The organism is Pseudoxanthomonas suwonensis (assembly GCF_000972865.1).
In the GTDB taxonomy this organism is placed as follows: Bacteria; Pseudomonadota; Gammaproteobacteria; order Xanthomonadales; family Xanthomonadaceae; genus Pseudoxanthomonas; species Pseudoxanthomonas suwonensis_B.
This window is the reverse complement of record NZ_CP011144.1, coordinates 1429238-1452529: the sequence shown is the minus strand read 5'-3', so window position 1 is coordinate 1452529 and position 23292 is coordinate 1429238. Positions and strand designations below refer to the sequence as shown.

Genomic DNA, 23292 nt, shown 5'->3' with positions numbered 1-23292 from the left:
AGAGAGGTCGCCCCCATGATGCGCTTTCCCGCTCGTCCCGCCGCTTCCCGTGTTCCTCCGTCCTGGCGCCACGCGGTGCTGGCGCTGGGCCTGATGGTCCTGGCCCTGGCCGGCTGCAGCCGCGAACCGGCCCAGACCGCCGACCCGGCATCTGCCGCGCCCGACGCCGGCGTGAAACCGTCCTACCAGGTCGCCTGGTCCATCTACGCCGGCTGGATGCCCTGGGGCTATGCCCAGGAAGCCGGCATCGTCGACAGGTGGGCAGACAAGTACGGCATCGACCTGGAACTGGTGCAGATGAACGACTACATCGAGTCGGTCAACCAGTACACCGCCGGCCGCTTCGCCGGCGTCTCGGTCACCAACATGGATGCGCTGACCATTCCCGCCGCCGGCGGCGTGGACACCACGGTGCTGATCGTGGGCGACTACTCCAACGGCAACGACGGACTCGTGCTCAAGGGCAAGGACGGGCTGGCGCAGATCAAGGGCCAGCGCGTGCACCTGGCCGAACTGTCGGTCTCGCACTACCTGCTGGCCCGCGCGCTGGAGTCGGTCGGGCTGGGCGAGCGCGACGTCTCCATCGTCAACACCTCCGACGCCGACATCGTCGGCGCCTGGCAGGCCGCCGACACCACCGCCCTGGCGGCCTGGAATCCGCAGCTGGCCGAGATCCTGGCCACGCCGCAGGCGCACGGGGTGTTCGATTCCAGCCAGATCCCCGGCGAGATCCTGGATACGCTGGTGATCAACACGCAGACGCTGGAAGCGCGGCCGGAGCTGGGCAAGGCCCTGGTCGGGATCTGGTACGAGACCCTGGCCCTGCTGCAGGCGCAGACGCCGGAGGGTGAGGCCGCGCGCCGGGCGATGGCCACGGCGGCCGGAACCACGCTGGAAGGCTACGAGGCCCAGCTGGCGACCACTTATCTGTTCTACACCCCGGACCAGGCGCTGGCCTTCGTCCGCGATCCGGCGCTGCGCGAGTCCACCGACCGGGTGCGCAGCTTCTCCTTCGAGCATGGCCTGTTCGGCGCCAATGCGACCAGCAAGGACTTCGTCGGCATCGGCTTCCCCGATGGCGGGACCCTGGGCGATCCGGACAACGTCAAGCTGCGCTTCGACGACCGCTACGTGGCCCTGGCGGCCGACGGCCAGCTCTGACCCCCGCCGCCGTCCCGGTCCGCGTGGACCGGGACGGTGCGCCGCCTGGAGTTGCCCGCGATGAGCCAGTCCCTGCATGCCGGCGGAAGCGTCCGCTGTTTCCGCGAACCCTCCGCGGTCGACCTGTCCGGCCTGGCCGCCCGGTCGCCGCCGCGCGTTCCCGTCCGCGGTGCGGACCACGCGTGGCATGTGCCGGCGACCGCCGCGCGCCCGGCCGCGGCAGAACGGGAGGGAGGCCGCGCATGCGCCGCCTGATCAACCTCGCGCCGGGGCGCAACACGCGCTGGCTGCTGGCGTTGCTGCCGCTGATGCTGATCGCGCTGGTGTACCTGTCCGCCTCGGCCCAGCGCCACGCCGCCAACCCGGCCGACAAGCTGCTGCCGACCCCGGCGGCGATGGCCGACGCCTTCCATCGGGCGGCGGTGGAACCGGACCGGCGCAGCGGCGCGCGCATCTTCTGGACCGATACCGCCGCCAGCCTCAAGCGCCTGGGCACCGGCCTGGGCGTGTCGGCGGTGCTGGCGTTGTCCATCGGCCTGGTGCTGGGCCTGCTGCCGCTGGCCAGGGCGACGATGGCGCCGACGGTGGCGGTGCTGGCGCTGGTGCCGCCGATGGCGATCCTGCCGATCCTGTTCATCGTGTTCGGCCTGGGCGAGCTGTCCAAGGTCATGCTGATCATCATCGGGGTGACCCCGGGCATGGCCCGCGACCTGGCGCTGAAGGTCGGCCAGCTGCCGCGCGAGCAGATCGTCAAGGCGCAGACCCTGGGCGCCGGCACCTGGCAGCTGCTGCTGCGCGTGGCCCTGCCGCAGGCGCTGCCGCAGCTGGTGATCGCGCTGCGGCTGGCGCTGGGCACCGCCTTCCTGTTCCTGATCGCGGCCGAGGCGATCTCCGCCGAATCCGGGCTGGGCTACCGCATCTTCCTGGTGCGCCGCTACCTGGCGATGGACCTGATCCTGCCCTACGTGGCGTGGATCACCCTGCTGGCCTTCGCCTTCGACCTGGCCCTGCGCCAGTGCTCGCGCTGGGCCTTCCCGTGGTTCCACCAGGGGAGGGACGAGATGTGAGCCTGCTGCAGGTACGCCGGGTGTGGAAGGAATACGGGGACAGCATCGTCCTGGAGAACCTGGACCTGGCGGTGCAGGCCGGCGAGTTCTGCACGATCGTCGGCGCCTCCGGCTGCGGCAAGACCACCTTCCTGCGCATGCTGCTGGGCGAGGAAGCGCCCAGCCGCGGCGCCATCCTGCTCGACGGGCGGCCGCTGTCGACAGAGCCGGGGCCGGACCGCGGGATCGTCTTCCAGCGCTATTCGGTGTTCCCGCACCTGGACGTGCTCGACAACGTGGTGCTGGCGCTGGAGCTGGGCCGCAACCGCTGGCTGGGGCGTTCCTTCGGCGCGGCCCGGCGCCGCGACCGCGAGCAGGCCGCGCAGATGCTCGAGCACGTCGGCCTGCAGCATGCGCTCAAGCGCTATCCGGCCGAGCTGTCCGGCGGCATGCAGCAGCGCCTGGCGATCGCCCAGGCGCTGATCAAGCGGCCGCGCATCCTGCTGCTGGACGAGCCTTTCGGCGCGCTCGACCCCGGCATCCGCGCCGACATGCACGGGCTGGTGCTGCGGTTGTGGCGCGAGACCGGGGTGACGGTGTTCATGGTCACCCACGACCTCGGCGAGGCCTTCACCCTGGGCACGCGCCTGCTGGTGTTCGACAAGCGGCGCCACGATGCGCAGGCGCCCCACCGCTACGGCGCGGGCATCACCTACGACCTGCCGATCGGGCGCGGCCGCGAACGCCTGGGGGAAATCCAGCACGAACTGGACACCTCCGCGCGGCTGGCCGAAGCGCAACTGGCGGCGCCATGACACGGCCGCCGGGAAGAGCCATACACGGAGTTCCGACATGACCGACCAACCGCTCCATCGCGACGTGCTCGCCGCCGGCTGCCACTGGTCCCTCGAGGTCCGCCGCGGCCACGTGCTGCGCCTGGTGGACGTCGAAGGCGGCGCCAACCTCGGCCTGCTGCTCTACAACCCGCGCAACCCGCTGGAACGGCTGAACCTGCCCGACACCCTCAAGTGCCAGCACACCTTCCGCCTGGGTAAAGGCCACTGCCTGTATTCGGACATGGGCCGGGTGTTCTGCTCGATCATCGAGGACACCGCCGGCTGGCACGACGCCGCCTGCGGCGCCTCCAGCCGCGCGCTGGTGGAGCGGCGCTGGGGCCGGCTGGACTACCAGGCGGCACGCAACGGCATGCACCGCAGCGGCATCGACGGCTTCCTGGTCGAGCTGGGCAAGCACGGGCTGGGGCGGCGCGACCTGGCCGCCAACGTCAACTTCTTCAGCAAGGTGGTGGCCGACGCGGACGGGGCGCTGCGCTTCGTGCCCGGCGCATCGCCGCCCGGCGCGCGGGTGGACCTGCGCTTCGAGATGGACGCGCTGGTGGTGATGACCGGCGCGCCGCATCCGCTCGACCCGGCCGGGCGGTGGCCGGCGCGGCCGGTGGCGTGGGAAATCCACCCCGCCGCGCCGCCGGGCGCGGACGACGCGTGCCGCGATTCGCGCGCGGAGAACCAGCGCGGCTTCCGCAACAACGACCTCTACCACCGGGGCTGCGCCTGCGGGGAGGCAGCATGATCGTCGAAAGCGCACTGCGGCCCGATGACGCGGCATACCGCAGGGTGGTCGGCGCCGGCGACTACTGGCTGCACCCGATCCGCGCCGGCCAGACCCTGCGCATCGTCGACCTGGAGGGCAACCAGGCCGCCGACACGCTGTTCTACAACCTGCACGACATCGCCGACCGCTACAGCGCGGTGGACACCATCCGCGAGCAGGCCAACGTCTACCTGACCGCGGGCACGAAGCTGGTCTCCACCGGCGGCAATGTCCTGCTGGAGATCGTCGCCGACACCTGCGGCCGCCACGACACCCTGGGCGGGGCCTGTGCCACCGAGAGCAACACCGTGCGCTACGCGCCGGAGAAGAAGTACATGCACGCCTGCCGCGATTCCTACCTGCTGGCGGTGGCCGAGCACGACCGCTACGGCCTGGGCAAGCGCGACATCACCCACAACATCAACTTCTTCATGAACGTGCCGGTGACCGCGGCCGGCGGGCTGACCTTCGAGGACGGCATCTCCGCGCCGGGCAAGTACGTGGAGCTGGTCGCGCGGATGGACGTGCTGGCGCTGGTGTCCAACTGCCCGCAGCTCAACAACCCGTGCAACGGCTACAACCCGACCCCGATCGAACTGCTGATCTGGGACTGACCGCAGCCCTCTCCCCGGGACGGCCCGGCGGAGCCAGTGTCCAGGCGGGACGGCCCGCGCGGGTATCCACACATGTTCGACAAGGTCCTGATCGCCAACCGCGGCGCGATCGCCGTCCGCATCCAGCGCACCCTGCACCGCATGGGTATCGCGTCGGTCGCCGTCTACACCCGCGCCGATGCCGATTCGCTGCACGTGCGCCAGGCCGACGAGGCCGTGTGCATCGGCGACGCGCTGGCCGCCGAGTCCTACCTGGACATCGGCAAGGTCGTCGCCGCCGCCCGCGCCACCGGCGCGCAGGCGATCCACCCCGGCTACGGCTTCCTCAGCGAGAACCTGGAGTTCGCCGCGGCCTGTGAAGCGGCCGGCATCGCCTTCATTGGCCCGGCGCCGGAGCAGATCCGCGCCTTCGGCCTCAAGCACACCGCACGCGAACTGGCCGAGCGCAGCGGCGTGCCGATGCTGCCCGGCTCGGGCCTGCTCGACGGCCTCGGACATGCGCTGGGCGAGGCCGCGCGCATCGGCTATCCGGTGATGCTCAAGAGCACCGCCGGCGGCGGCGGCATCGGCATGCAGCGCTGCCACGCGCCGGAGCAGCTGGAGCAGGCCTGGGCCTCGGTGCGGCGGCTGTCGCAGAACAACTTCGGCAACGACGGATTGTTCCTCGAGAAGCTGGTCGAGCGAGCACGGCACATCGAGGTGCAGGTCTTCGGCGACGGCCAGGGCAGGGTGGTGGCATTGGGCGAGCGCGACTGCTCGCTGCAGCGGCGCAACCAGAAGGTGGTGGAGGAAACCCCCGCGCCGAACCTGCCGCAGCCGGTGCGCGAGGCGATGTGGGCCACGGCGGTGCGGCTGGGCGAGGCGGTCGGCTACCGCTCGGCCGGCACGGTGGAATACATCTACGACGACCGCGAGCAGCGCTTCTACTTCCTGGAGGTGAACACGCGCCTGCAGGTCGAGCACGGCGTCACCGAGGAGACCACCGGCGTGGACCTGGTGGAGTGGATGGTCCGCCTGGCCGCCGGCGAACGCGGCTTCCTCGACGGTTTCCGCTACGTCCCGCAGGGACACGCCATCCAGGTGCGCCTGTATGCCGAGGATCCGGCACTGGACTTCCGCCCGGTGGCCGGCCGCCTCACCCGGGTGGTGACCCCGGCCGGCGGGCGCTGCGACACCTGGGTCGCCAGCGGCACCGAGGTGGCGCCGTACTACGACCCGATGCTGGCCAAGCTCATCGCCCACGGCGGCGACCGCGAGCAGGCGCGGCGCCGGCTCGCGGCGATGCTGGAGCAGGCGCGCGTGGACGGGATCGAGACCAACCTCGACTACCTGCGCCAGGTGCTGGCCGCGTCGGCGTTCGTCGAAGGCCGGCAGACCACCGCCGACCTCAACCGCTTCGCCTATGCGGCGCGCGGCATCGAGGTGCTGGAGGCGGGCACCCAGAGCACCGTGCAGGACTGGCCCGGCCGCACCGGCTACTGGGACGTGGGGGTGCCGCCTTCCGGGCCGTTCGACAGCCTGGCCCTGCGCCTGGGCAACCGCGTGCTCGGCAATCCCGAGGGCGCCGCCGGGCTGGAGATGACCCTGGCCGGCGCGACCCTGCGATTCCGCGAAGCGGCTACCGTCGCCATCGCCGGTGCCGACATGGCGGCGACACTCGACGGTGCTGCGGTGCCGCTGTGGCAGGCACTCGAGGTGCCCGCCGGTGCGGTGCTCGCTTTCGACGGCGTGCGCGGTGCCGGCGCGCGGACCTACCTGTGCGTGCGCGGCGGACTGGACGTGCCGGACTACCTGGGCAGCGCCAGCACCTTCACCCTGGGCCGCTTCGGCGGCCATGGCGGGCGCGCGCTGCAGCCCGGTGACGTGCTGCGGATCGGGGCAGCGGCGGTCGGCCGGGCCATGCAAGGCGCGCTGCCGGCGGGCACCGTGCCCGCCTATGCCGGCGAATGGACCTTCCGCACGGTCTACGGGCCGCACGGCGCGCCGGATTTCTTCACCGACGAGGACATCGCCACCTTCTTCGCCACGGCGTGGGAGGTGCACTACAACTCCAGCCGGACCGGCGTGCGCCTGATCGGGCCCAAGCCGCAGTGGGCGCGGCCCGACGGTGGCGAGGCCGGGCTGCACCCGTCCAACCTGCACGACAACGCCTACGCGGTCGGCGCGGTGGATTTCACCGGCGACATGCCGGTGATCCTGGGGCCGGACGGTCCCAGCCTGGGCGGATTCGCCTGTCCGGTCACGATCGTTAAGGCCGACCTGTGGCAGCTCGGCCAGCTGCGCGCGGGCGACCGGGTGCGCTTCGTGCCGGTGGCGGTGGCCGACGCCGACGTGCTGGAGCGCGCGCAGCACGCCCGGGTGGAAGGACTGCGCCCGGTGGCGGTCGAGGTGCCGGCGCTGGCCGCGCTGCCGCCCAGCCCGGTGCTGGCGCGCGGCGAGGACGGTCCGTTCCGCGTCGTCTACCGTCCCTCGGGCGAGAACAACGTGCTGGTCGAGTACGGCGACATGGTGCTGGACCTGGACCTGCGCTTCCGCGTGCATGCGCTGATGACCTGGCTGCAGGCGCAGCGCATCCCGGGCCTGCGCGAACTGACCCCGGGCATCCGCTCGCTGCAGGTGCACTACGACAACCAGGCGTTGCCGCAGCGCCTGGTGCTGGACCTGCTGCGTGCGGCCGAGCGCGAACTGCCGGCGATCGACGACATGGAGGTGCCCACCCGCACCGTGCACCTGCCGGTGTCCTGGGACGATCCGGCCTGCCGGCTGGCGATCGACAAGTACATGCAGACGGTGCGCGCCGACGCGCCCTGGTGCCCGAGCAACCTGGAGTTCATCCGCCGCATCAACGGGCTGGACAGCATCGAGGAGGTGCGGCGGATCTTCTTCGACGCCCGCTACCTGGTGATGGGCCTGGGCGATGTCTACCTCGGCGCGCCGGTGGCCACGCCGCTGGACCCGCGCCACCGGCTGGTCACCACCAAGTACAACCCGGCGCGGACGTGGACGCCGGAGAACGCGGTCGGCATCGGTGGCGCCTACCTGTGCGTGTACGGCATGGAAGGGCCGGGCGGCTACCAGTTCGTCGGGCGCACCCTGCAGATGTGGAACGCCTGGAACCGCACCGCCGAATTCGCCGATGGCCGGCCGTGGCTGCTGCGCTTCTTCGACCAGTTGCGCTTCTTCCCGGTGTCGCACGAGGAACTGGAGCGGATCCGCGAGGACTTCCCGCGCGGCCGTTACCGGTTGCGCATCGACGAAGACGTGTTCCGCCTGCGCGACTACCGGCGTTTCCTCGCCGACAACGCCGCCGGCATCGCCGCGTTCAAGGCGCGGCAGCAGGCCGCGTTCGAGGCCGAACGCACGCGCTGGGCCGCGGCCGGGCAGGACGTCGCCGGCGCGGCGGAACCCGAACCGCCGCCGCCGGCGCAGCTGGCCGACGACGAGCGCGCGGTGGCCAGCGCCGTGCCCGGCAGCCTGTGGAAGGTCCTGGTCGAACCCGGGCAGGCGGTGGCGGCGGGCGATCCGATCGCCATCGTCGAGTCGATGAAGATGGAAATCTCGGTCAATTCGCCGCGCGCCGGCACGGTGCGGCGGGTGGAGTGCGGGCCGGGCCAGGCGGTCGCGCCCGGCCAGGCCCTGGTGGTGCTGGCGGTGGAGGAGTGACGGACATGGCAACGGAGCTGGACCTGGGCATCGACGCGCTGCACGCCCGCTATCGCGATGGCAGCCTGACCCCGGATACGCTGGTCGCGCGGCTGCGCGGGCGCATCGCCGCGCACGCGCAGCACCGCATCTGGATCCGGATGCTGGACGAGGCGGAACTGGCGCCGTACCTGCGCGCGCTGGACGGCCGCGGGCCGGACGCGCTGCCGCTGTACGGCGTGCCGTTCGCGATCAAGGACAACATCGACCTGGCCGGGGTGCCGACCACGGCCGCCTGCGCGGAGTTCGCGTACACGCCCGCGTGCAGCGCCACGGTGGTCGAGCGGCTGCTCGCCGCGGGCGCGATCCCGCTGGGCAAGACCAACCTCGACCAGTTCGCCACCGGGCTGGTCGGCGTGCGTTCGCCGTGGGGCGCGGTGCGCAACGCCTTCGATCCGGACTACGTCAGCGGCGGCTCCAGCTCCGGTTCGGCGGTCGCGGTGGCGCTGGGCGAGGCGAGCTTCGCGCTGGGCACCGATACCGCCGGTTCGGGCCGGGTGCCGGCCGGCTTCAACCACCTGCTGGGGGTGAAGCCGACGCGCGGCCGCTGGTCCACGCGCGGCGTGGTTCCGGCCTGCCGCACGCTGGACTGCCCCTCGCTGTTCGCGCTTAACCCGGACGACGCGCGGCGCGTGGCCGCGGTGCTGGATGGCTTCGATGCCGAGGACCCGTATTCGCGCCGCGGCGCCGCGGTCGCCGGCCGCCTGCGTGCGCCGCGGCTGGGCGTGCCGCTGCCGGCGCAGCGCGAGTTCTACGGCGACGGCGAGTACGCCCGGCTGTACGGAGCCGCGCTGGAGCGCTGGAGCAGGCGCGGCGCCGAACTGGTGGAGGTCGACTTTGCGCCGCTGCGCGAGGCGGCGCGGCTGCTGTACGAAGGCCCATGGGTCGCCGAGCGCTTCCTCGCCGTGCGCGGGTTGCTGGAACGCAACCCGCAGGCGTTGCTGCCGGTGATCGCCGGCATTGTGGAACAGGCGCGCGGCTTCGCCGCGGCGGACGCCTTCGCCGCGCAGTACCGGCTGCAGGCGCTCGCGCGCCAGGCCGAGGCGCTGATGGAGACGCTGGATGCGCTGCTGCTGCCCACCGCGCCCAGCCACTACACCATCGCCGAGGTCGAGGCCGACCCGCTGCGGCTCAACAGCCAGCTCGGCCACTACACCAATTTCGTCAACCTGCTGGACATGGCCGCGCTGTCGCTGCCGGCGGGCTTCACCGCGTCGGGACGGCCGTTCGGCACGACCCTGGTTGGTCCGGCGTGGTCGGATGCGTACCTGCTCGCCCTGGCCCGGGATCAGCTCGCCGCCGAGGGCTTCGACGGCGGCGGCCGCGAACCGGGAGGCTGGCAGGCCGCGGCGGCGGCCGTGCCGCCACCGGGCCGCATTGAGGTGGCGGTGTGCGGCGCCCACCTGTCGGGCATGCCGCTGAACCCGCAGCTGGTGTCGCGCGGTGCGTGGCTGGTCGAGGCCACGCACAGCGCGCCGCGCTACCGCCTGCTGGCGCTGGCCGGCGGGCCCCCGCATCGGCCCGGCATGATCCGCGATCCGGACAACGGCGCGGCGATCGAGCTGGAGGTGTGGTCGGTGCCGGAGGCCGGGTTCGGTAGCTTCGTGGCCGGCATCCCGGCGCCGCTGGGCATCGGCAAGCTGGAGCTGGCCGACGGCCGCTGGGTCAGCGGCTTCATCTGCGAGGGCATCGGCGCGGAGGGCGCGCGCGACATCACTGCGTTCGGCGGCTGGCGGGCCTACCAGGCGGCGCAGGCAACAGGTACGCCGCAATAGGTGCGCCGCAAAGTGGGTGGGCGTGTGCGCGAAGAGCCGCCTGCCGGGGCCGGCACGCGGGTTACGTGCCGTTCGGAGACCTTGTCGATAATGGCGGCACATCGAAGGCGGGACGACCCGCCCGCGGCCCGGCCGCGCCCCGGGACCGACGACGGTCCGGAACGCAGGTTCCGGGCCGTTTTGCGTTCTGCGCGGCCGCCGAACCGCACCTGCAGGAGAAACGCGCATGGCATGGACATACCTGGTGCTGGCGGGCGTGCTGGAAGTGGTCTGGGCAGCCGGACTGAAGTACTCGGAGGGTTTCACCCGGCTCGGGCCCAGCCTGATCACGGGCGTGGCGATGGCCGCCAGCTTCTGGCTGCTGGCCAATGCCCTGAGGCAGATCCCGCTGGGCACCGGCTATGCGGTCTGGGTCGGCATCGGCGCGGTCGGCACCGCGCTGCTGGGCATGCTGGTGTTCAAGGAGCCGGCGACCGCCGCGCGGCTGGTCTGCATCGGGTTGATCGTCGGCGGCATCGTCGGCCTGAAGCTGGCGTCGCCGGGCTGATCCGCCTGCCTGTAGGAGCCGGGCTTGCCCGCGACGCGACGCCATCGGCACAGGCGACGTCCTCCTTAGTTCCGACGCCCGCGTCGCCAGCAAGCTGTGCTCCTACAGGCGGTAGGCGACCAGCTTCATCAGCTTCGAGGCGGCGGCCATGGCCTGCGGGATCGGCGGCGGCAGCACCCGCGCGCCGGCCTCCTCGGCATGGTCGGCGTGGCGGGCCTCGTCCTCCTTCATCACCCGGATGATCTCGCGGCTGCGCTCGTCGGTGGCCGGCAGCGAGTCCAGGTGCTCGTCCAGGTGGGCCTCGACCTGGCGCTCGGTCTCGACCACGAAGCCCAGGTTCCAGCCGTCGCCGCGCAGCCCGGCCAGGGTGCCGATGGCGTAGCTGCCGGCGTACCAGAGCGGGTTGAACAGGCTGGGCCGGCTGTCCAGCTCGCGCAGGCGCCGGGCGCACCAGGCCAGGTGGTCGGTCTCCTCCTGGGCCGCCTCCAGCAGGTGGTCGCGGGTGGCCGGGTCGCGGGCGACCGCGGCCTGGCCGAAGTACAGGCCCTGGGCGCAGACCTCGCCGACGTGGTTGATCCGCATCAGCCCGGCGGCGTGGCGCCGGGCCGGGGCGGGCAGGAGCGGGTCGTCGGCCCGGGCCGGGTACGGGCGCGAGGCCGGCGGGTCGCCGAGGGTGGTCTCCAGGGCGCGCTGGGCCTCGATCAGGACGCGGTCGAGCGGGGACAGGTGGCGGACGGCGGACATGGGACGGCTCCGGGGCGTATCGGCCGGGCCGGCGGGCGGCCCATGGGCCGGATTGTCCGCCCGGGCGCCGGCAGCTGCCAACTGCCGGCCGGACCGGGGAAGGCCGACGAGGGGGCCAGGTTGCGCGGGCCTGCCGGGGCGGGTATCATTCCGCCTCTTTGCTGCACCTTTCACAACGCGAGGCAAAGTTCCGCCCGGGCCTTCCGGGGCCGGAATCCGCCCGACCAACGACCCGAGTTCCCATGAAGACTTTCATCGCCAAGTCCGAGACCGTCCAGCGCGACTGGTATCTCGTCGACGCCTCCGGCAAGACCCTCGGCCGCCTGGCCGCCGAGCTTGCCCACCGCCTCCGCGGCAAGCACAAGCCCGTCTACACCCCGCACGTCGATACCGGCGACTACCTCGTCGTGATCAACGCCGAGAAGATCGCGGTGACCGGCAAGAAGCTGCAGGACAAGATGTACTACCGCTTCACCGGCTACATCGGCAACCTCAAGAGCGAGACCCTGGGCCAGGCGCTGGAGCGCCACCCGGAGCGCGTGCTCGAGATCGCGGTCAAGGGCATGCTGCCGAAGGGTCCGCTGGGCCGCGCGATGTACCGCAAGCTCAAGGTCTACTCCGGTTCCGAACACCCGCACGCGGCCCAGCAGCCGCAGCCGCTGGACATCTAAGGCACAACGATGGCTACCACTCAGAATTACGGCACCGGCCGTCGCAAGTCCTCCACCGCCCGCGTGTTCCTGCGCAAGGGCAGCGGCAGCATCACCGTCAACGGCCGTCCGCTGGACGAGTTCTTCGGCCGCGAGACCGCGCGCATGATCGTGCGCCAGCCGCTCGAGCTGACCCAGAGCACGGACAAGTTCGACATCTTCGTCACCGCCGCCGGCGGCGGCACCACCGGCCAGGCCGGTGCGATCCGCCTGGGCATCGCCCGCGCGCTGGTCGAGTACGACGAGTCGCTGAAGAGCGACCTGCGCAAGGCCGGGTTCATGACCCGCGACGCGCGCGAAGTCGAGCGCAAGAAGGTGGGCCTGCACAAGGCACGCCGCGCCTCGCAGTTCTCCAAGCGCTGATATGCGCTTGGCGGTCCGCGTCCTTCCTTGGGCGCGGCCGCAGCGGTCCGGGCCTGGCTGGCCCGGGCCCGCGCTTTCGGTGGAATGCCCGGGCGGGATGCATTCGCCCGGCGCCGGGACTATAATCCCGGCCCTGCCTACAGCCCCGTCGCCAAGCGGTAAGGCACCTGACTCTGACTCAGGCATTCGGTGGTTCGAATCCATCCGGGGCTGCCATATTCCAGAAGAGCCCGGCCGCAAGGCCGGGCTTTTTTGTTGCGCGCGTGCGGATGCATTCCAGATTCTGTGCGCTACGTCAAATTATGCGCGTGCCCCATGGCATGTTCCTTGCGAATATGCGGGGCATCCGTTTTTTCTCGTCCGTCATGTCCTTTAGCGTCGCCACCACCGATTCCGGGATCCGCCACTTCGTGCGGTACACCTGTGCCATGCGCGCGCTGGGCTTCACCACCGGCATGCTCGGCGTGGGATCGGCGCTGCACGGGCAGGGCGCGTCGGCGCCGGTACTGCTGCTGCTCGCGTTCACCTGCCTGGGCTGGCCGGTGCTGGCGTGGCGGTTGTCGGGGGCGTCGGCCGACCCGCTCAAGGCCGAGTACCGCAACCTGACCATCGACACCGGCCTGGCCGGGTTCTGGATCGCGATGGCGCAGTTCGACCTGCTGCCCAGCGCGCTGCTGGTGGCGGTGATGGCGATGGACCGCACCGTCGCCGGCGGCTGGGCGCTGACCCGGCGCTCGATGGGGGTGATGGCGGCCGTGGCGCTGGTGACCGCCGCGTTCAACGGCTTCGCCTTCCAGCCGCGCACGCAGTTCGCCACGATGCTGTGGTCCATGCCGTTCCTGCTGCTGTACCTGCTGGCGATCGGCGCCTCGACGCGGATGTTCGCCGACAAGGTCCGCGCGCAGAAGCGCGCGCTGGAGCACGGCTCGCGGATCGACGCGCAGACCGGACTGGCCACGCGGCCGCAGTGGATGGCGCTGGTCGGCGCCGAGCTGCGGCGCTTCCACCGCTACGGTTCGGTGTCGTCGCTGCTGATGGTCGACATCGACCGCTTCAAGCGGATCAACGACAGCGCCGGCCACCTGGCCGGCGACCAGGTGATCCACCAGGTCTGCGCGATCCTGCGCGACGGCCTGCGCAGCGCCGACACCGCCGGCCGCTACGGCGGCGACGAGTTCGGCGTGCTGCTGCCGGGCACCGACCGCGAGGCGGCGCGGGAAGTGGCCGAGCGCCTGCGCCGGGCCGTTGCCGCGCAGGTTGCCATCGGCGGCGCGCCGGTGACCCTGAGCATTGGTGTTGCCGAACTGGCGACGGGCATGGACGCGATCGAGGACTGGACCGGCGCCGCGGACGAAGCCCTGTACCGGGCCAAGGGCGCCGGGCGCAACTGCGTCAGCGCCTGACGTCCTTGCCTGACATCCGTACCTGACACAGCAGGGCACTTTCAGCCGGCGTACGGCCGGCAGCCCAGCGCGGCCAGCGGGCCGTGCAACACGGGCACCTGCATCAGCCACGGCGCCGACAGGGTCAGCAGGCCGGCCCCGAGCACGACCCCGCCCAGCGCGGCGCGCAGCCGCGGGCGCTGCAGCCAGCGGTGCATGCGCGCCCCCGACCAGGTCAGCGGCAGCATCACCGGCAGCGTGCCGAGCCCGAACGCGGCCATGACCAGCGCGCCGCCGCCGGCGCTGGCCTGCAGCCAGGCCACGGTGAGCAGGCCCAGGCTCAGGCCGCAGGGCATCCAGCCCCACAGCCCGCCCAGGGCGATGCGCCGCCAGGCGCGGTCGGCCGGCAGCAGGTGCCGGTGCAACGGCTGCAGCCAGCGCCAGGCGCGCGCGCCCGGCCGGGCCAGCAGGTCGAAGCGGCCGCCGCGGCCGAGCAGGCGCAGCGCGACCAGGATCAGCGCCACGCCGGCGGCCATCCGCACGCCCACCGTCAGCGCATCGACCCGCAGCAGCCGCAGCAGCCCGCCGCCGAGGCCGCCGGCCAGCGCGCCGGCGATGACGTAACCGCCGATCCGGCCCAGGTTGGCCTGCCAGGCCACCGCCAGCGGGCGGCCCGGCGCCATCGCCGGGAAGCCGGCGGCGATGCCGCCACACATCACCGCGCAGTGCATGCCGCCGAGCAGTCCGGCGAGCGCGGCGGCCAGCAGCGTCGGCAGGTCGACCGGCATCTCAGGACCCGTGCGGGTCGCGCTCCTGCGGCGGCGGCGCGGGGCGGTCGTTGTCCTCGAGGATGTCCAGCGCCGGGGTGTCCAGGTCGTCGAACTGGCCGCGCTTGACCGCCCAGACGAAGGCGGCCACGGCCACCCCGAGCAGGACCAGGCTGAGCGGGATGAGCAGGAGCAGGATGTTCATGGCGCCGCCTCCGCTGTCGCGACGGATGGGTGGGAGCGGGAATGGTCCGTGCGCGCCGCACGCGCCAGGCGCAGCGCGTTGAGGGTGACCGCGAGCGAGGACAGGGCCATGCCCAGCGCGGCCAGCCAGGGCGTGACCAGGCCGGCGGCGGCCAGCGGCAGCGCCAGCAGGTTGTAGCCGGCGGCCCAGGCCAGGTTCTGTCGGATGATCCGGCGGGTGTGGCGCGCCAGTGTGACCGCGGCCGGGATCCGTCCCAGGCTGCCGCCGGTGGTGACCAGGTCGGCGGCGCGGTGGGCCAGCGAGGCGCCCTCGCCCATGGCGATGGAGACGTCGGCGCCGGCGAGCACCGGCGCATCGTTGAGGCCGTCGCCGACCATCGCCACGATCCGGCCCTGCGCCTGCAGCTGGCGCACCCGTGCCAGCTTGTCCTCCGGCGCCAGCCGCGGGTGGGCCTCGTCCAGCGCCAGCACCGCGGCCATGCGCCGCACCGCCGCCTCGCCGTCGCCGCTGGCCAGGTGCAGCCGCAGTCCCTTTGCGCGCAGCGCGGCCAGCGCCTCGCCGGCATCGGGCCGCAGGCGCTCCTCGAGCACGAAGCGGGCACCGGCGCGCTGGCCGTCGCCCAGCCACAGCGCGCCGTCGTCCTCGCGGCCGGCAGCGAAGTCGGCCCGGCCCAGCCGCCATTCACGGCCGTCGACCATGCCGCGCACGCCGCGGCCGGGCACGGTCTCCACCTGCGTGGCCGCCGGCGGCTCGACGGAGCGCCCGGCAAAGGCCGCCGCCAGCGGATGGCCGCTGTCGCGCTCGAGCGCTGCCGCGATCCGCTGCGCCTGGTCGGGGTCGAGGGCGAAGCCCTGCGGCGTGGCGCCGAAGCATTCGGTGGTCGCCAGCACCGGTCGGCCATCGGTGAGCGTGCCGGTCTTGTCGGTGAGCACGCCGCTGGCGCGTGCCGGCGTGTCCGTGGCGTTCGTGGCGAAGCATTCGGTGGCCACGAGTACCGGTCGGCCGTCGGTGAGCGTGCCGGTCTTGTCGAAGACCACGTCGGTGGCACGGGCCAGCGTGTCCAGCGCGTCCGGGCGCAGCGCCAGCAGGCCGATCTTCGCCAGCGCGCCGTGCGCGGCGGCCAGCGCCGCCGGCACCGCCAGCGACAGCGCGCAGGGGCAGCTGATCACCAGCAGCGCCAGGGTCACTTCCAGCGCGCGCGCGGGCTCGTATTGCCACCAGCCGACGAACACCAGCAGCGCCACCGGCAGCAGGAACAGCACGAAGCGCCCGGCAATGCGGTCGGCCACGCGCGCCAGCGAAGGACGATGCGCCTGCGCCTGTTCGACCAGCCGCGACAGCTGCGACAGCCGCGTGGCGCTGCCGGTGCAGGTCACCCGCAGCCGCGCCGGGCGCTCGCGGCAGACGGTGCCGGCATAGACCGCGTCGCCGGCGGCCTTGCGCACCGGCGCCGATTCGCCGGTCAGCAGCGCCTCCTCGAACCAGGCCTCCGCGTCCAGCAGCACGCCGTCGGCCGGCACCGCCTCGCCGGCGGCCATGCAGGCCACGTCGCCGGCCTGCAGTGCTGCCAGCGGCACGGTCTCGCGGCCGCCGTCGCCCCGTTCGCGGGTGGCGAATGCCGGGCGCGCGCGGGCCAGCGCGTCGACCTGGGCGCTGGCCACGCTGCGCGCGCGCTGCTCGAGCATGCGCGCGGCCAGCAGCAGGAACACGAACATCACCGCCGCGTCGTACCAGACGTGCGGCCCACCGCGGAGGGTCTCGAACAGGCTGGCGAAGTAGGCCAGCAGGGTGGAGCCCGCGATCAGCACGTCCATGCCCAGGCGCCGCTCGCGCAGTTCGCCGGCCGCGCCGGCGAGGAACGGCCAGCCGGCGTAGAACACCACCGGCGTGCTCAGCAGGAAGGTCAGCCAGCGGAAGAAGTCGCGGGTGGCCACCGGCATGGTGCTGTCGAAGTCCAGGTACAGCGCCTCGGCCAGCATCATCGCCTGCAGCGTGCCCAGCCCGGCGATGCCCAGCCGCAGCAACCAGCGCCGGCGTTCGCGCACGCGTTCGCGCTCGGCCGCCTCGCTGCCGGCCAGGTAGGGCCGGTAGCCGAGCATGGCCAGTCGCCGCAGCGGCACCGACAGCGCGGTGCGCGCCGGATCCCAGGCGATACGGATGCGGCCGGTGACCGCGTTGGCGGTGCAGTCGAACACGCCCGGCTCGCGCGCCAGCGCGCGATCGATCAGCCAGGCGCAGGCAGCGCAGCGCATGCCATCGGTGAGCAGGGTGATCTCGCGGCCGCCCTCGACGGCGCGGCTGTGCTCGGCCTGCACGTCGCTGCGGTCCCACACCGACAGGTCCGGCAGTTCCTCGCCGACCTTGCCGCCCCCGGCCTTGCCACCATTGGCGCTGCGCAAGCGGTAGTAACCGCCCAGGTCGGCCTGCGCGATCCATCCGGCCGCAGCGGCGCAGCCCTGGCAGCAGAACGCCTGCGCGCGGCCGTCGACCTCCTGCACGCTCGGCTGCGCCGGCAGCGACTCGCCGCAGTGGTGGCAGGTGCCGGCCATGGGCGCGGCCGCCGAAGCCATGGCCAGGTCCGCGGACACGCCGGCTCAGCCGTCCCCGCCGGGCGGGGGTGCGCCGAGCGAGGGCGCCAGGCGCGCAGCGTGCTGTTGCTTGGGCAGGCGTCCCTGCAGGCGCCAGCTGCCGTCGGCCGGTTGCAGCCGTACCACCCAGTCGTGCTGCGGGTCGACCGCCTGCTGCAGGCGCCAGCCGGGGCCTTCGGGCGCCAGTTCCAGGCGCAGGTCCTCGGCCTGCCGCGTCGGATGCTCCAGCAACAGGCGCAGGGCCTGCTCGCGCGGGAACGTGCCGGTGGCCGGCAACACCTCGACGATGCCGTCCTCCACCCGCAGCACCGCGCTCAGGCCCAGCTTGTTCGCCGCCTCGTCCGGTCCCAGGTCGGCGGTCTGGATCTGGGCCACGCGGCGGACCGGGTCGGTTACCGAGTCGGCGCCGCCGGAACGCACCGCGACCACCACCAGGCCGACGCCGGCGACGATCGACAGCAGCGGCAGGCCGACCACCAGGTACATCACCGGATTGCGCCAGACGGAGGATCGGGATTCGGGGTGGGGTTCGTTCATGGGCTCGGTCCGAAGAAGCTGCTTTCGATGATGCGCCGTTCGCGGCCGTCCTCGCCCTCGACGACGAAGCGGATCTCATGGCGGCCGCCGACGCCTTCGTCTGCGACCACGCTCAACACCACCGGCAGCACCTGTTCCGGGCCGGCCTCGACCACTTCCGGGCCGGACAGGCGCAGACCGGTGCCGGCCTGCTCCAGGCTGATCCGGTAGCGGCGGGTCTCCTGGCTCTTGTTTATCAGCTTGAGCGTGTAGTCGTTCTCGACCTGGCCGTCAGCGGCCTCGCGGTACAGCGCGTTGCGGTCGCGCAGCACTTCGGCGATCAGCTCGCTGCGGTGGGTCACGCCCCACACCCAGGCGCCGCACAGGCCCAGCAGCAGCAGGCCGTAGACGAACACGCGCGGGCGCAGCACGCGGGTGGGCTTGCCGTCGATCGCGTTCTGGGTCGAGTAGCGGATCAGCCCGCGCGGGTAGCCCATCTTGTCCATCACCTCGTCGCAGGCGTCGATGCAGGCGCCGCAGGCGATGCACTCGTACTGCAGGCCGTTGCGGATGTCGATGCCGGTCGGGCAGACCTGCACGCAGATCGTGCAGTCGATGCAGTCGCCCAGCTGCCCGGGGGCGAACTTCGGCAGCGGCGCGGGCTTCTCGCCGGCGCCGCCGAGGGTGATGGTGCCGTGCGCCTGCAGCCGGTTGTCGGCGGCGGTGGGGTGGGCGCTGGCGCGGAACACGTAGTCGTAGGCGGTCTGCGGGTCGAGCAGGCCGCGCGCGCGCTCCAGCACGCCGCCCAGCCCGCGCTTGCGCGGGCCGCGTGGCTCGCCGCGCATCGGGTCGTAGGCGATCAGCAAGGTATTGCGGTCGAACATCGCGCTCTGGAACCGCGCATACGGGCACATGTACTTGCACACCTGCTCGCGCAGGAAGCCGGCATTGCCCCAGGTGGCCAGGGCGTAGAAAAGCACCCAGAACGTCTCCCAGCCGCCCCAGGTGAACGGCACCAGGCGCGCGGCCAGGTCGGTGATCGGGGTGAAGAAGCCGACGAAGGTGAAGCCGGTCCACAGCGCGAACAGCGCCCACAGCGCGTGCTTGGCGCCCTTGCGCAGGACCTTGTCGCGGGTCCAGGGGCCGGCGTCGAGTTTCATGCGGCGGCCGCGGTCGCCCTCGGTCCAGCGCTCCATCCACAGGAACACCTCGGTCCACACCGTCTGCGGGCAGGCGTAGCCGCACCACAGCCGCCCGGCCAGCGCGGTGAAGAAGAACAGCGCCATCGCCGCGATGATCAGCAGCAGCGCCAGGAACAGGAAGTCCTGCGGCCAGAACGCCAGGCCGAACACGTAGAACTTGCGCGCCGGCAGGTCGAACAGCACCGCCTGGCGCCCGTCCCAGCGCAGCCACGGGAACAGGTAGAACATGCCCAGCAGCCACACCACCGCCGCCACCCGCAGCCGGTTGTAGCGGCCGGACACGTCGCGCGGGTAGACCTTGCGTTCGCTGACGTAGAACGAGTTGCCCTGGTCGTCGACCACGTCCAGCGGGATGCGCTTGCTCATGGCTGCCGTCCTGGCGGCGGCAGCGCGGGCGGTTGCGCGCGTTGGCCAGTGCTAGGGAATGGTGTTGCGTTCATGGTGTCGGCTTGGCCGCGGTGCGGCGTGGCTGGCGGATCAGGGCTCCGCATCGCCCCAGTATCCGCAAATCCCCGCTGCGCGGTAGACGACAAATTGCCGCAGGGGGCAGGCATTGCGGATGGCCGCTATTCCGGTGGCAGCGCGCGGTTGAAGCGGCTGGACGGGCGCAGCAGGATCCAGGTGAACAGGCTCGAGGACGCGGTCGCGAGCCAGAACATGAAGAAGCCGATCGTGTAGCCGAGCTCGCGGGTCAGCGGCAGGTCCGGGAAGGTCAGGTCGCGCAGCGCCAGCGGGTCGACGAAGGCGAAGAACACCATCGTCGCCACGCCGGCGGCGAAGAAGCTGGGCCAAGCGATGGCTCCCACGCGCTGGGCGAGCGGGCGTGGGGGATGGTCGAAGCGTGGCTCGCTGAAATCGGTCACTGACCCGCCTGCTGGCTCGCCGTCCTGGCCGCATTATGCGACAGCGACCAGACATAGGCGGAGACCAGCCGCGCGCGGGTCTCGCCCAGCAACTCGCGGTGCGCGGGCATGACCCCGTGGCGGCCGTGGGCGATGGTCTGGTACAGGCTCTCGCGAGTGCTGCCGTACATCCAGTAGCCGTCGGTCAGGTCGGGTGCGCCGAGGTCGGCGTTGCCGGTGCCGTCCACGCCGTGGCACGCCGCGCACACGCCCTCGTACAGCTTCCTGCCGCGCGCGGCCATGTAGTTGTTCTGCAGCGTCTCCGGCGCCGACAGGGTGCGCATGTAGGCGATCGTGTAGTCGATCGCGTCCGGGCCGGCCATGCCGGTCAGCACCGTGCCCCATTCGGGCATCACGCCCTCGCGGCCGTCCAGCACCGTCTCCAGGATCTGCTCGGGCGTGCCGCCCCAGTGCCAGATGTCGTCGGTGAGGTTCGGGTAGCCGATCGCGCCCTGGCCGGAGGAGCCATGGCAGGTGGCGCAGGTGTTGCTGAAGATCGAGCGGCCCAGCGCCACCGCGGTCGGGTCCTGCGCCAGCGCGTCGATCGCCTGCCCGGCGAACGGCGCGAAGGTCTGTTCGAGCTTGGCGTCCTCGACCGCCTTCTCCTGCGCGTGCTCCTGGGTCGAGGTCCAGCCGCTGTAGCCGCGCACGCCGCCCAGGCCGCCGAACCAGGCCAGGTAGGCCACGCCGAACACGATGGTCAGGTAGAACAGGTTGATCCACCACTTCGGCAGCGGCTTGTTGTATTCGGTGATGTCGCCGTCCCAGACGTGCGAGGTGTCTTCCGGCTTGGGATCACCGGGCCGGCGCCGCGAGGTCCACCACAGCAGCCACACGCAGCCGACGATGTTGATCGCCACCAGGGCGATGACGAACCACGTCCATCCGGTACTCATTCCGGCTTCCCCTTCTCGTCCTGCTTGTCGTCCTGCGCTTCATCCCGCCCGGCTTCGGTCCTGCCCTTGGCCTCGCCCTCTTCCAGCGGCAGCCGCGCCGCCTCGTCGAACGCGCGCTTGCGCTTGGGGCTCCACGCCCAGATCCAGGCGCCGATGAACAGCGCCAGCAGCAGGCCGGTGACGATCCCGGCGATCATGGCTGGCCCCCGCGCGGCGCATGCCGGCCCAGCGCCTGCAGGTAGGCGACCACCGCGTCGAGCTCGGTCTTGCCCTCGACGTCGGCGGGGGCCTGCGCGATCTGCTCGTCGGTGTACGGATCGCCCAGCGCCTTGAGCGCGGACATGCGCCGGGCCACCGTCTTGCCGTCGACCCGGTTCTTCTCCAGCCACGGGAAGCCGGGCATGTTCGACTCGGGCACCACGTCGCGCGGGCGGACCAGGTGCACCCGGTGCCAGTCGTCGGAGTAGCGGCCGCCGACCCGGGCCAGGTCCGGGCCGGTGCGCTTGCTGCCCCACTGGAACGGGCGGTCGTAGACCGACTCGCCGGCCAGCGAGTAGTGGCCGTAGCGCTCGGACTCGAAGCGCAGGGTGCGCACCATCTGCGAGTGGCAGTTGTAGCAGCCCTCGCGGATGTACACGTCGCGCCCGGCCAGCTGCAGCGCCGGATACGGCTCCACGCCCTCCAGCGGCTCGATCGCCTCGGCCTGGAACATCAGCGGCACGATCTGGGCCAGGCCGCCGAAGGAGATGGCCACCGCAATCAGCACCGCCATCAGGCCGACGTTCTTCTCGATCTTCTCGTGGGGATTCTGGTTGTGTTCGCTCATGGGGTGTCCTCAGGCGCGCACTTGCGAGGCGTCGACCGGCAGCACCGGTTGCGACTCGATCGCGGGGGCGGCGCGGTAGGTGCGCACCAGGTTCCAGGCCATCACGAACATGCCGGCCAGGACCAGCAGGCCGCCGAGCAGCCGGATCAGGTAGTACGGGTAGGTGGCGTTGAGCGCCTCGACGAAGCTGTAGGTCAGCGTGCCGTCGGGGTTGGTGGCGCGCCACATCAGGCCCTGCATCACCCCGGCGATCCACATCGAGACGATGTAGAACACCACGCCGACGGTATGCATCCAAAAGTGCAGGTCGATCGCCTTGACCGAATACATCTGCTCGCGGCCGAGCAGCCTGGGCAGCAGCGAGTAGATCGAGCCGACCGAGATCATCGCCACCCAGCCCAGCGCGCCGGCGTGGACGTGGCCCACGGTCCAGTCGGTGTAGTGGGACAGCGAGTTGACCGTCTTGATCGACATCATCGGCCCCTCGAAGGTGGCGATCATGTAGAACGAGATGGCCACGATCAGGAACTTCAGGATCGGGTCGGTGCGCAGCTTGTACCAGACGCCCGACAGGGTCATCACGCCGTTGATCGCGCCGCCCCAGGACGGGGCCAGCAGGATCAGCGAGAACACCATGCCCAGTGACTGCGCCCAGTCCGGCAGCGCGGTGTACAGCAGGTGGTGCGGGCCGGCCCACATGTAGACCGCGATCAGCGCCCAGAAGTGCACGATCGACAGCCGGTAGGAGTAGATCGGGCGGCCGGCCTGCTTGGGCACGTAGTAGTACATCATCCCGAGGAAGCCGGCGGTCAGGAAGAAGCCGACCGCGTTGTGCCCGTACCACCACTGCACCATCGCGTCGACCGCGCCGCTGTAGACCGGGTAGGAGTGGGTGAGCCCGGACGGGATGGCGATGTTGTTGACGATGTGCAGCAGGGCCACGGCGATGATGAACGAGGCGTAGAACCAGTTCGCCACGTAGATGTGCTTGACCCGGCGCTTGACGATGGTGCCGAGGAACAGCACCGCGTAGGCCACCCAGACCACGGCGATCAGGATGTCGATCGGCCAGATCAGCTCGGCGTACTCCTTGCCCTGGGTCAGGCCCAGCGGCAGGGTGATCGCCGCCAGCAGGATCACCAGCTGCCAGCCCCAGAACACGAAGGCGGCCAGCCCGTCGGAGATCAGCCGCACGTGGCAGGTGCGCTGGACCACGTGCAGGCTGGTGGCGAACAGCGCGCTGCCGCCGAAGGCGAAGATCACCGCATTGGTGTGCAGCGGCCGCAGCCGTCCGTAGCCGAGCCAGGGCACGTCGAAGTTCAACGCCGGCCAGTACAGCTGGGCGGCGATCAGCACGCCCACGGCCATTCCCACGATGCCCCAGACCACGGTCATCACCGCGAACTGGCGCACCACCTTGTCGTTGTAAGTCCCCTGCACGCTTTGCATGCGGTCCGTTCCTCAGTCTGAACGGGGGCGATCATCCCCCTGTGGGGTGATCCGGGCATTGATTCGGATCAATGCTTGACGGATGGCTTCGGGTTACCCATGGAAACTGGACGCCGTCTTGCCCGCAGACCGGGGTGGACCGCCTGTCTGCCTGCCGGCGTTGGGTTAGCCCTTGGGCCAAGCATAGGACGATCCGGGCATGGCGTGCCTCTGTCACATTGTCCGGGTGGGGAAGTGCGGCCGGCCCCTGTATCGTGTCCGGGCGATGGCAACAGGAGCATCGACG

22 protein-coding genes and 1 tRNA gene are annotated in these 23292 nt (G+C 71.7%); 12 read left to right on the top strand and 11 right to left on the bottom strand.

The genetic code is table 11. The features are described from left to right. The first annotated feature begins 15 nt into the window (after positions 1–15). The 8 genes from WQ53_RS06110 to sugE all read left to right on the top strand — a co-directional run bounded on the left by WQ53_RS06110 (position 16) and on the right by sugE (position 10456). A complete protein-coding gene (locus WQ53_RS06110) occupies positions 16–1161 on the top strand; it encodes a putative urea ABC transporter substrate-binding protein (RefSeq protein WP_236685913.1) in 1146 nt (381 codons plus the stop codon). A gap of 242 nt (positions 1162–1403) precedes the next feature. Beyond that, the gene (locus WQ53_RS06105) at positions 1404–2228 is read left to right on the top strand and encodes an ABC transporter permease (protein ID WP_052631246.1); all 825 of its coding nucleotides are present in this window, start codon (positions 1404–1406) and stop codon (positions 2226–2228) included. Further along, positions 2225–3022, top strand: a complete 798-nt coding sequence (locus tag WQ53_RS06100) for an ABC transporter ATP-binding protein (RefSeq protein WP_082112880.1) — start codon at positions 2225–2227, stop codon at positions 3020–3022. The genes WQ53_RS06105 and WQ53_RS06100 overlap by 4 nt, the downstream gene beginning before the upstream one ends. 37 nt (positions 3023–3059) lie before the next feature. After that, positions 3060–3797: an urea amidolyase associated protein UAAP1 gene (locus tag WQ53_RS06095; protein ID WP_052631245.1), complete on the top strand. Its 738-nt coding sequence runs from the start codon at positions 3060–3062 to the stop codon at positions 3795–3797. Continuing rightward, complete coding sequence (locus WQ53_RS06090; protein WP_052631244.1) at positions 3794–4432, top strand: urea amidolyase associated protein UAAP2; 639 nt, start codon at positions 3794–3796, stop codon at positions 4430–4432. Before WQ53_RS06095 ends, WQ53_RS06090 begins: the two co-directional genes overlap by 4 nt. A gap of 72 nt (positions 4433–4504) precedes the next feature. Next, a complete protein-coding gene (uca, locus tag WQ53_RS06085; RefSeq protein WP_052631243.1) occupies positions 4505–8095 on the top strand; it encodes an urea carboxylase in 3591 nt (1196 codons plus the stop codon). 5 nt (positions 8096–8100) lie between these two features. Then, positions 8101–9909 (top strand): allophanate hydrolase, encoded by a 1809-nt coding sequence (atzF, locus tag WQ53_RS06080; protein ID WP_052631242.1) that lies wholly within the window; start codon positions 8101–8103, stop codon positions 9907–9909. Between the two features lie 226 nt (positions 9910–10135). Continuing rightward, the gene (gene sugE, locus WQ53_RS06075) at positions 10136–10456 is read left to right on the top strand and encodes a quaternary ammonium compound efflux SMR transporter SugE (RefSeq protein WP_052631241.1); all 321 of its coding nucleotides are present in this window, start codon (positions 10136–10138) and stop codon (positions 10454–10456) included. A gap of 102 nt (positions 10457–10558) precedes the next feature. Here sugE and coq7 read toward each other — a convergent pair whose 3' ends face one another. Beyond that, entirely contained in the window at positions 10559–11200 is a 642-nt protein-coding gene (gene coq7, locus WQ53_RS06070) for a 2-polyprenyl-3-methyl-6-methoxy-1,4-benzoquinone monooxygenase (protein WP_052631240.1), read from the bottom strand. Positions 11201–11442: 242 nt separating this feature from the next. Between coq7 and rplM the strand changes: the two genes are divergently transcribed. The 4 genes from rplM to WQ53_RS06050 all read left to right on the top strand — a co-directional run bounded on the left by rplM (position 11443) and on the right by WQ53_RS06050 (position 13676). Further along, positions 11443–11871, top strand: coding sequence for a 50S ribosomal protein L13 (gene rplM / locus WQ53_RS06065; protein WP_052631239.1), 429 nt, complete (start codon positions 11443–11445; stop codon positions 11869–11871). Between the two features lie 9 nt (positions 11872–11880). Continuing rightward, on the top strand, positions 11881–12273 hold the full coding sequence (gene rpsI / locus WQ53_RS06060) for a 30S ribosomal protein S9 (RefSeq protein ID WP_052631238.1): 393 nt from the start codon (positions 11881–11883) through the stop codon (positions 12271–12273). Positions 12274–12414: 141 nt separating this feature from the next. Beyond that, positions 12415–12489, top strand: a tRNA-Gln gene (locus WQ53_RS06055). Positions 12490–12638: 149 nt separating this feature from the next. Next, positions 12639–13676 (top strand): diguanylate cyclase, encoded by a 1038-nt coding sequence (locus WQ53_RS06050; protein ID WP_236685912.1) that lies wholly within the window; start codon positions 12639–12641, stop codon positions 13674–13676. Between the two features lie 41 nt (positions 13677–13717). On the opposite strand, the gene WQ53_RS06045 is transcribed toward WQ53_RS06050, so the two are convergent. The 10 genes from WQ53_RS06045 to ccoN all read right to left on the bottom strand — a co-directional run bounded on the left by WQ53_RS06045 (position 13718) and on the right by ccoN (position 23006). Continuing rightward, on the bottom strand, positions 13718–14443 hold the full coding sequence (locus WQ53_RS06045) for a sulfite exporter TauE/SafE family protein (RefSeq protein WP_052631237.1): 726 nt from the start codon (positions 14441–14443) through the stop codon (positions 13718–13720). A 1-nt stretch (position 14444) separates the two neighbouring features. Further along, positions 14445–14627, bottom strand: coding sequence for a cbb3-type cytochrome oxidase assembly protein CcoS (gene ccoS, locus WQ53_RS06040; RefSeq protein WP_052631236.1), 183 nt, complete (start codon positions 14625–14627; stop codon positions 14445–14447). Further along, complete coding sequence (locus WQ53_RS06035; RefSeq protein WP_236685911.1) at positions 14624–17197, bottom strand: heavy metal translocating P-type ATPase; 2574 nt, start codon at positions 17195–17197, stop codon at positions 14624–14626. Before WQ53_RS06035 ends, ccoS begins: the two co-directional genes overlap by 4 nt. A 24-nt stretch (positions 17198–17221) precedes the next feature. Then, positions 17222–17752, bottom strand: a complete 531-nt coding sequence (locus WQ53_RS06030) for a FixH family protein (protein WP_052631234.1) — start codon at positions 17750–17752, stop codon at positions 17222–17224. Further along, positions 17749–19299, bottom strand: coding sequence for a 4Fe-4S dicluster domain-containing protein (locus tag WQ53_RS06025; RefSeq protein ID WP_052631233.1), 1551 nt, complete (start codon positions 19297–19299; stop codon positions 17749–17751). Before WQ53_RS06025 ends, WQ53_RS06030 begins: the two co-directional genes overlap by 4 nt. A gap of 200 nt (positions 19300–19499) precedes the next feature. Next, entirely contained in the window at positions 19500–19796 is a 297-nt protein-coding gene (locus WQ53_RS06020) for a hypothetical protein (RefSeq protein ID WP_052631232.1), read from the bottom strand. Beyond that, positions 19793–20731 carry a cytochrome-c oxidase, cbb3-type subunit III gene (ccoP, locus tag WQ53_RS06015; protein WP_052631231.1) on the bottom strand — a complete coding sequence of 313 codons (939 nt, stop codon included), beginning with the start codon at positions 20729–20731 and terminating at the stop codon, positions 19793–19795. Before ccoP ends, WQ53_RS06020 begins: the two co-directional genes overlap by 4 nt. Next, positions 20728–20928: a CcoQ/FixQ family Cbb3-type cytochrome c oxidase assembly chaperone gene (locus WQ53_RS06010; protein ID WP_052631230.1), complete on the bottom strand. Its 201-nt coding sequence runs from the start codon at positions 20926–20928 to the stop codon at positions 20728–20730. The genes ccoP and WQ53_RS06010 overlap by 4 nt, the downstream gene beginning before the upstream one ends. Continuing rightward, a complete protein-coding gene (ccoO, locus tag WQ53_RS06005) occupies positions 20925–21557 on the bottom strand; it encodes a cytochrome-c oxidase, cbb3-type subunit II (protein WP_052631229.1) in 633 nt (210 codons plus the stop codon). The genes WQ53_RS06010 and ccoO overlap by 4 nt, the downstream gene beginning before the upstream one ends. A 9-nt stretch (positions 21558–21566) precedes the next feature. Continuing rightward, positions 21567–23006, bottom strand: a complete 1440-nt coding sequence (ccoN, locus tag WQ53_RS06000; protein ID WP_052631228.1) for a cytochrome-c oxidase, cbb3-type subunit I — start codon at positions 23004–23006, stop codon at positions 21567–21569. Positions 23007–23292: the final 286 nt, after the last annotated feature.

Excerpts from the sequence above, each read along its gene's own strand:
- WQ53_RS06110 (WP_236685913.1), top strand. The coding sequence starts at position 16 with ATGATGCGCTTTCCCGCTCGTCCCGCCGCTTCCCGTGTTCCTCCGTCC.
- WQ53_RS06105 (WP_052631246.1), top strand. The coding sequence starts at position 1,404 with ATGCGCCGCCTGATCAACCTCGCGCCGGGGCGCAACACGCGCTGGCTG.
- WQ53_RS06095 (WP_052631245.1), top strand. The coding sequence starts at position 3,060 with ATGACCGACCAACCGCTCCATCGCGACGTGCTCGCCGCCGGCTGCCAC.
- WQ53_RS06090 (WP_052631244.1), top strand. The coding sequence starts at position 3,794 with ATGATCGTCGAAAGCGCACTGCGGCCCGATGACGCGGCATACCGCAGG.
- uca (WP_052631243.1), top strand. The coding sequence starts at position 4,505 with ATGTTCGACAAGGTCCTGATCGCCAACCGCGGCGCGATCGCCGTCCGC.
- atzF (WP_052631242.1), top strand. The coding sequence starts at position 8,101 with ATGGCAACGGAGCTGGACCTGGGCATCGACGCGCTGCACGCCCGCTAT.
- sugE (WP_052631241.1), top strand. The coding sequence starts at position 10,136 with ATGGCATGGACATACCTGGTGCTGGCGGGCGTGCTGGAAGTGGTCTGG.
- coq7 (WP_052631240.1), bottom strand. The coding sequence starts at position 11,200 with ATGTCCGCCGTCCGCCACCTGTCCCCGCTCGACCGCGTCCTGATCGAG.
- rplM (WP_052631239.1), top strand. The coding sequence starts at position 11,443 with ATGAAGACTTTCATCGCCAAGTCCGAGACCGTCCAGCGCGACTGGTAT.
- rpsI (WP_052631238.1), top strand. The coding sequence starts at position 11,881 with ATGGCTACCACTCAGAATTACGGCACCGGCCGTCGCAAGTCCTCCACC.
- WQ53_RS06050 (WP_236685912.1), top strand. The coding sequence starts at position 12,639 with ATGTCCTTTAGCGTCGCCACCACCGATTCCGGGATCCGCCACTTCGTG.
- WQ53_RS06045 (WP_052631237.1), bottom strand. The coding sequence starts at position 14,443 with ATGCCGGTCGACCTGCCGACGCTGCTGGCCGCCGCGCTCGCCGGACTG.
- ccoS (WP_052631236.1), bottom strand. The coding sequence starts at position 14,627 with ATGAACATCCTGCTCCTGCTCATCCCGCTCAGCCTGGTCCTGCTCGGG.
- WQ53_RS06035 (WP_236685911.1), bottom strand. The coding sequence starts at position 17,197 with ATGGCTTCGGCGGCCGCGCCCATGGCCGGCACCTGCCACCACTGCGGC.
- WQ53_RS06030 (WP_052631234.1), bottom strand. The coding sequence starts at position 17,752 with ATGAACGAACCCCACCCCGAATCCCGATCCTCCGTCTGGCGCAATCCG.
- WQ53_RS06025 (WP_052631233.1), bottom strand. The coding sequence starts at position 19,299 with ATGAGCAAGCGCATCCCGCTGGACGTGGTCGACGACCAGGGCAACTCG.
- ccoP (WP_052631231.1), bottom strand. The coding sequence starts at position 20,731 with ATGAGTACCGGATGGACGTGGTTCGTCATCGCCCTGGTGGCGATCAAC.
- WQ53_RS06010 (WP_052631230.1), bottom strand. The coding sequence starts at position 20,928 with ATGATCGCCGGGATCGTCACCGGCCTGCTGCTGGCGCTGTTCATCGGC.
- ccoO (WP_052631229.1), bottom strand. The coding sequence starts at position 21,557 with ATGAGCGAACACAACCAGAATCCCCACGAGAAGATCGAGAAGAACGTC.
- ccoN (WP_052631228.1), bottom strand. The coding sequence starts at position 23,006 with ATGCAAAGCGTGCAGGGGACTTACAACGACAAGGTGGTGCGCCAGTTC.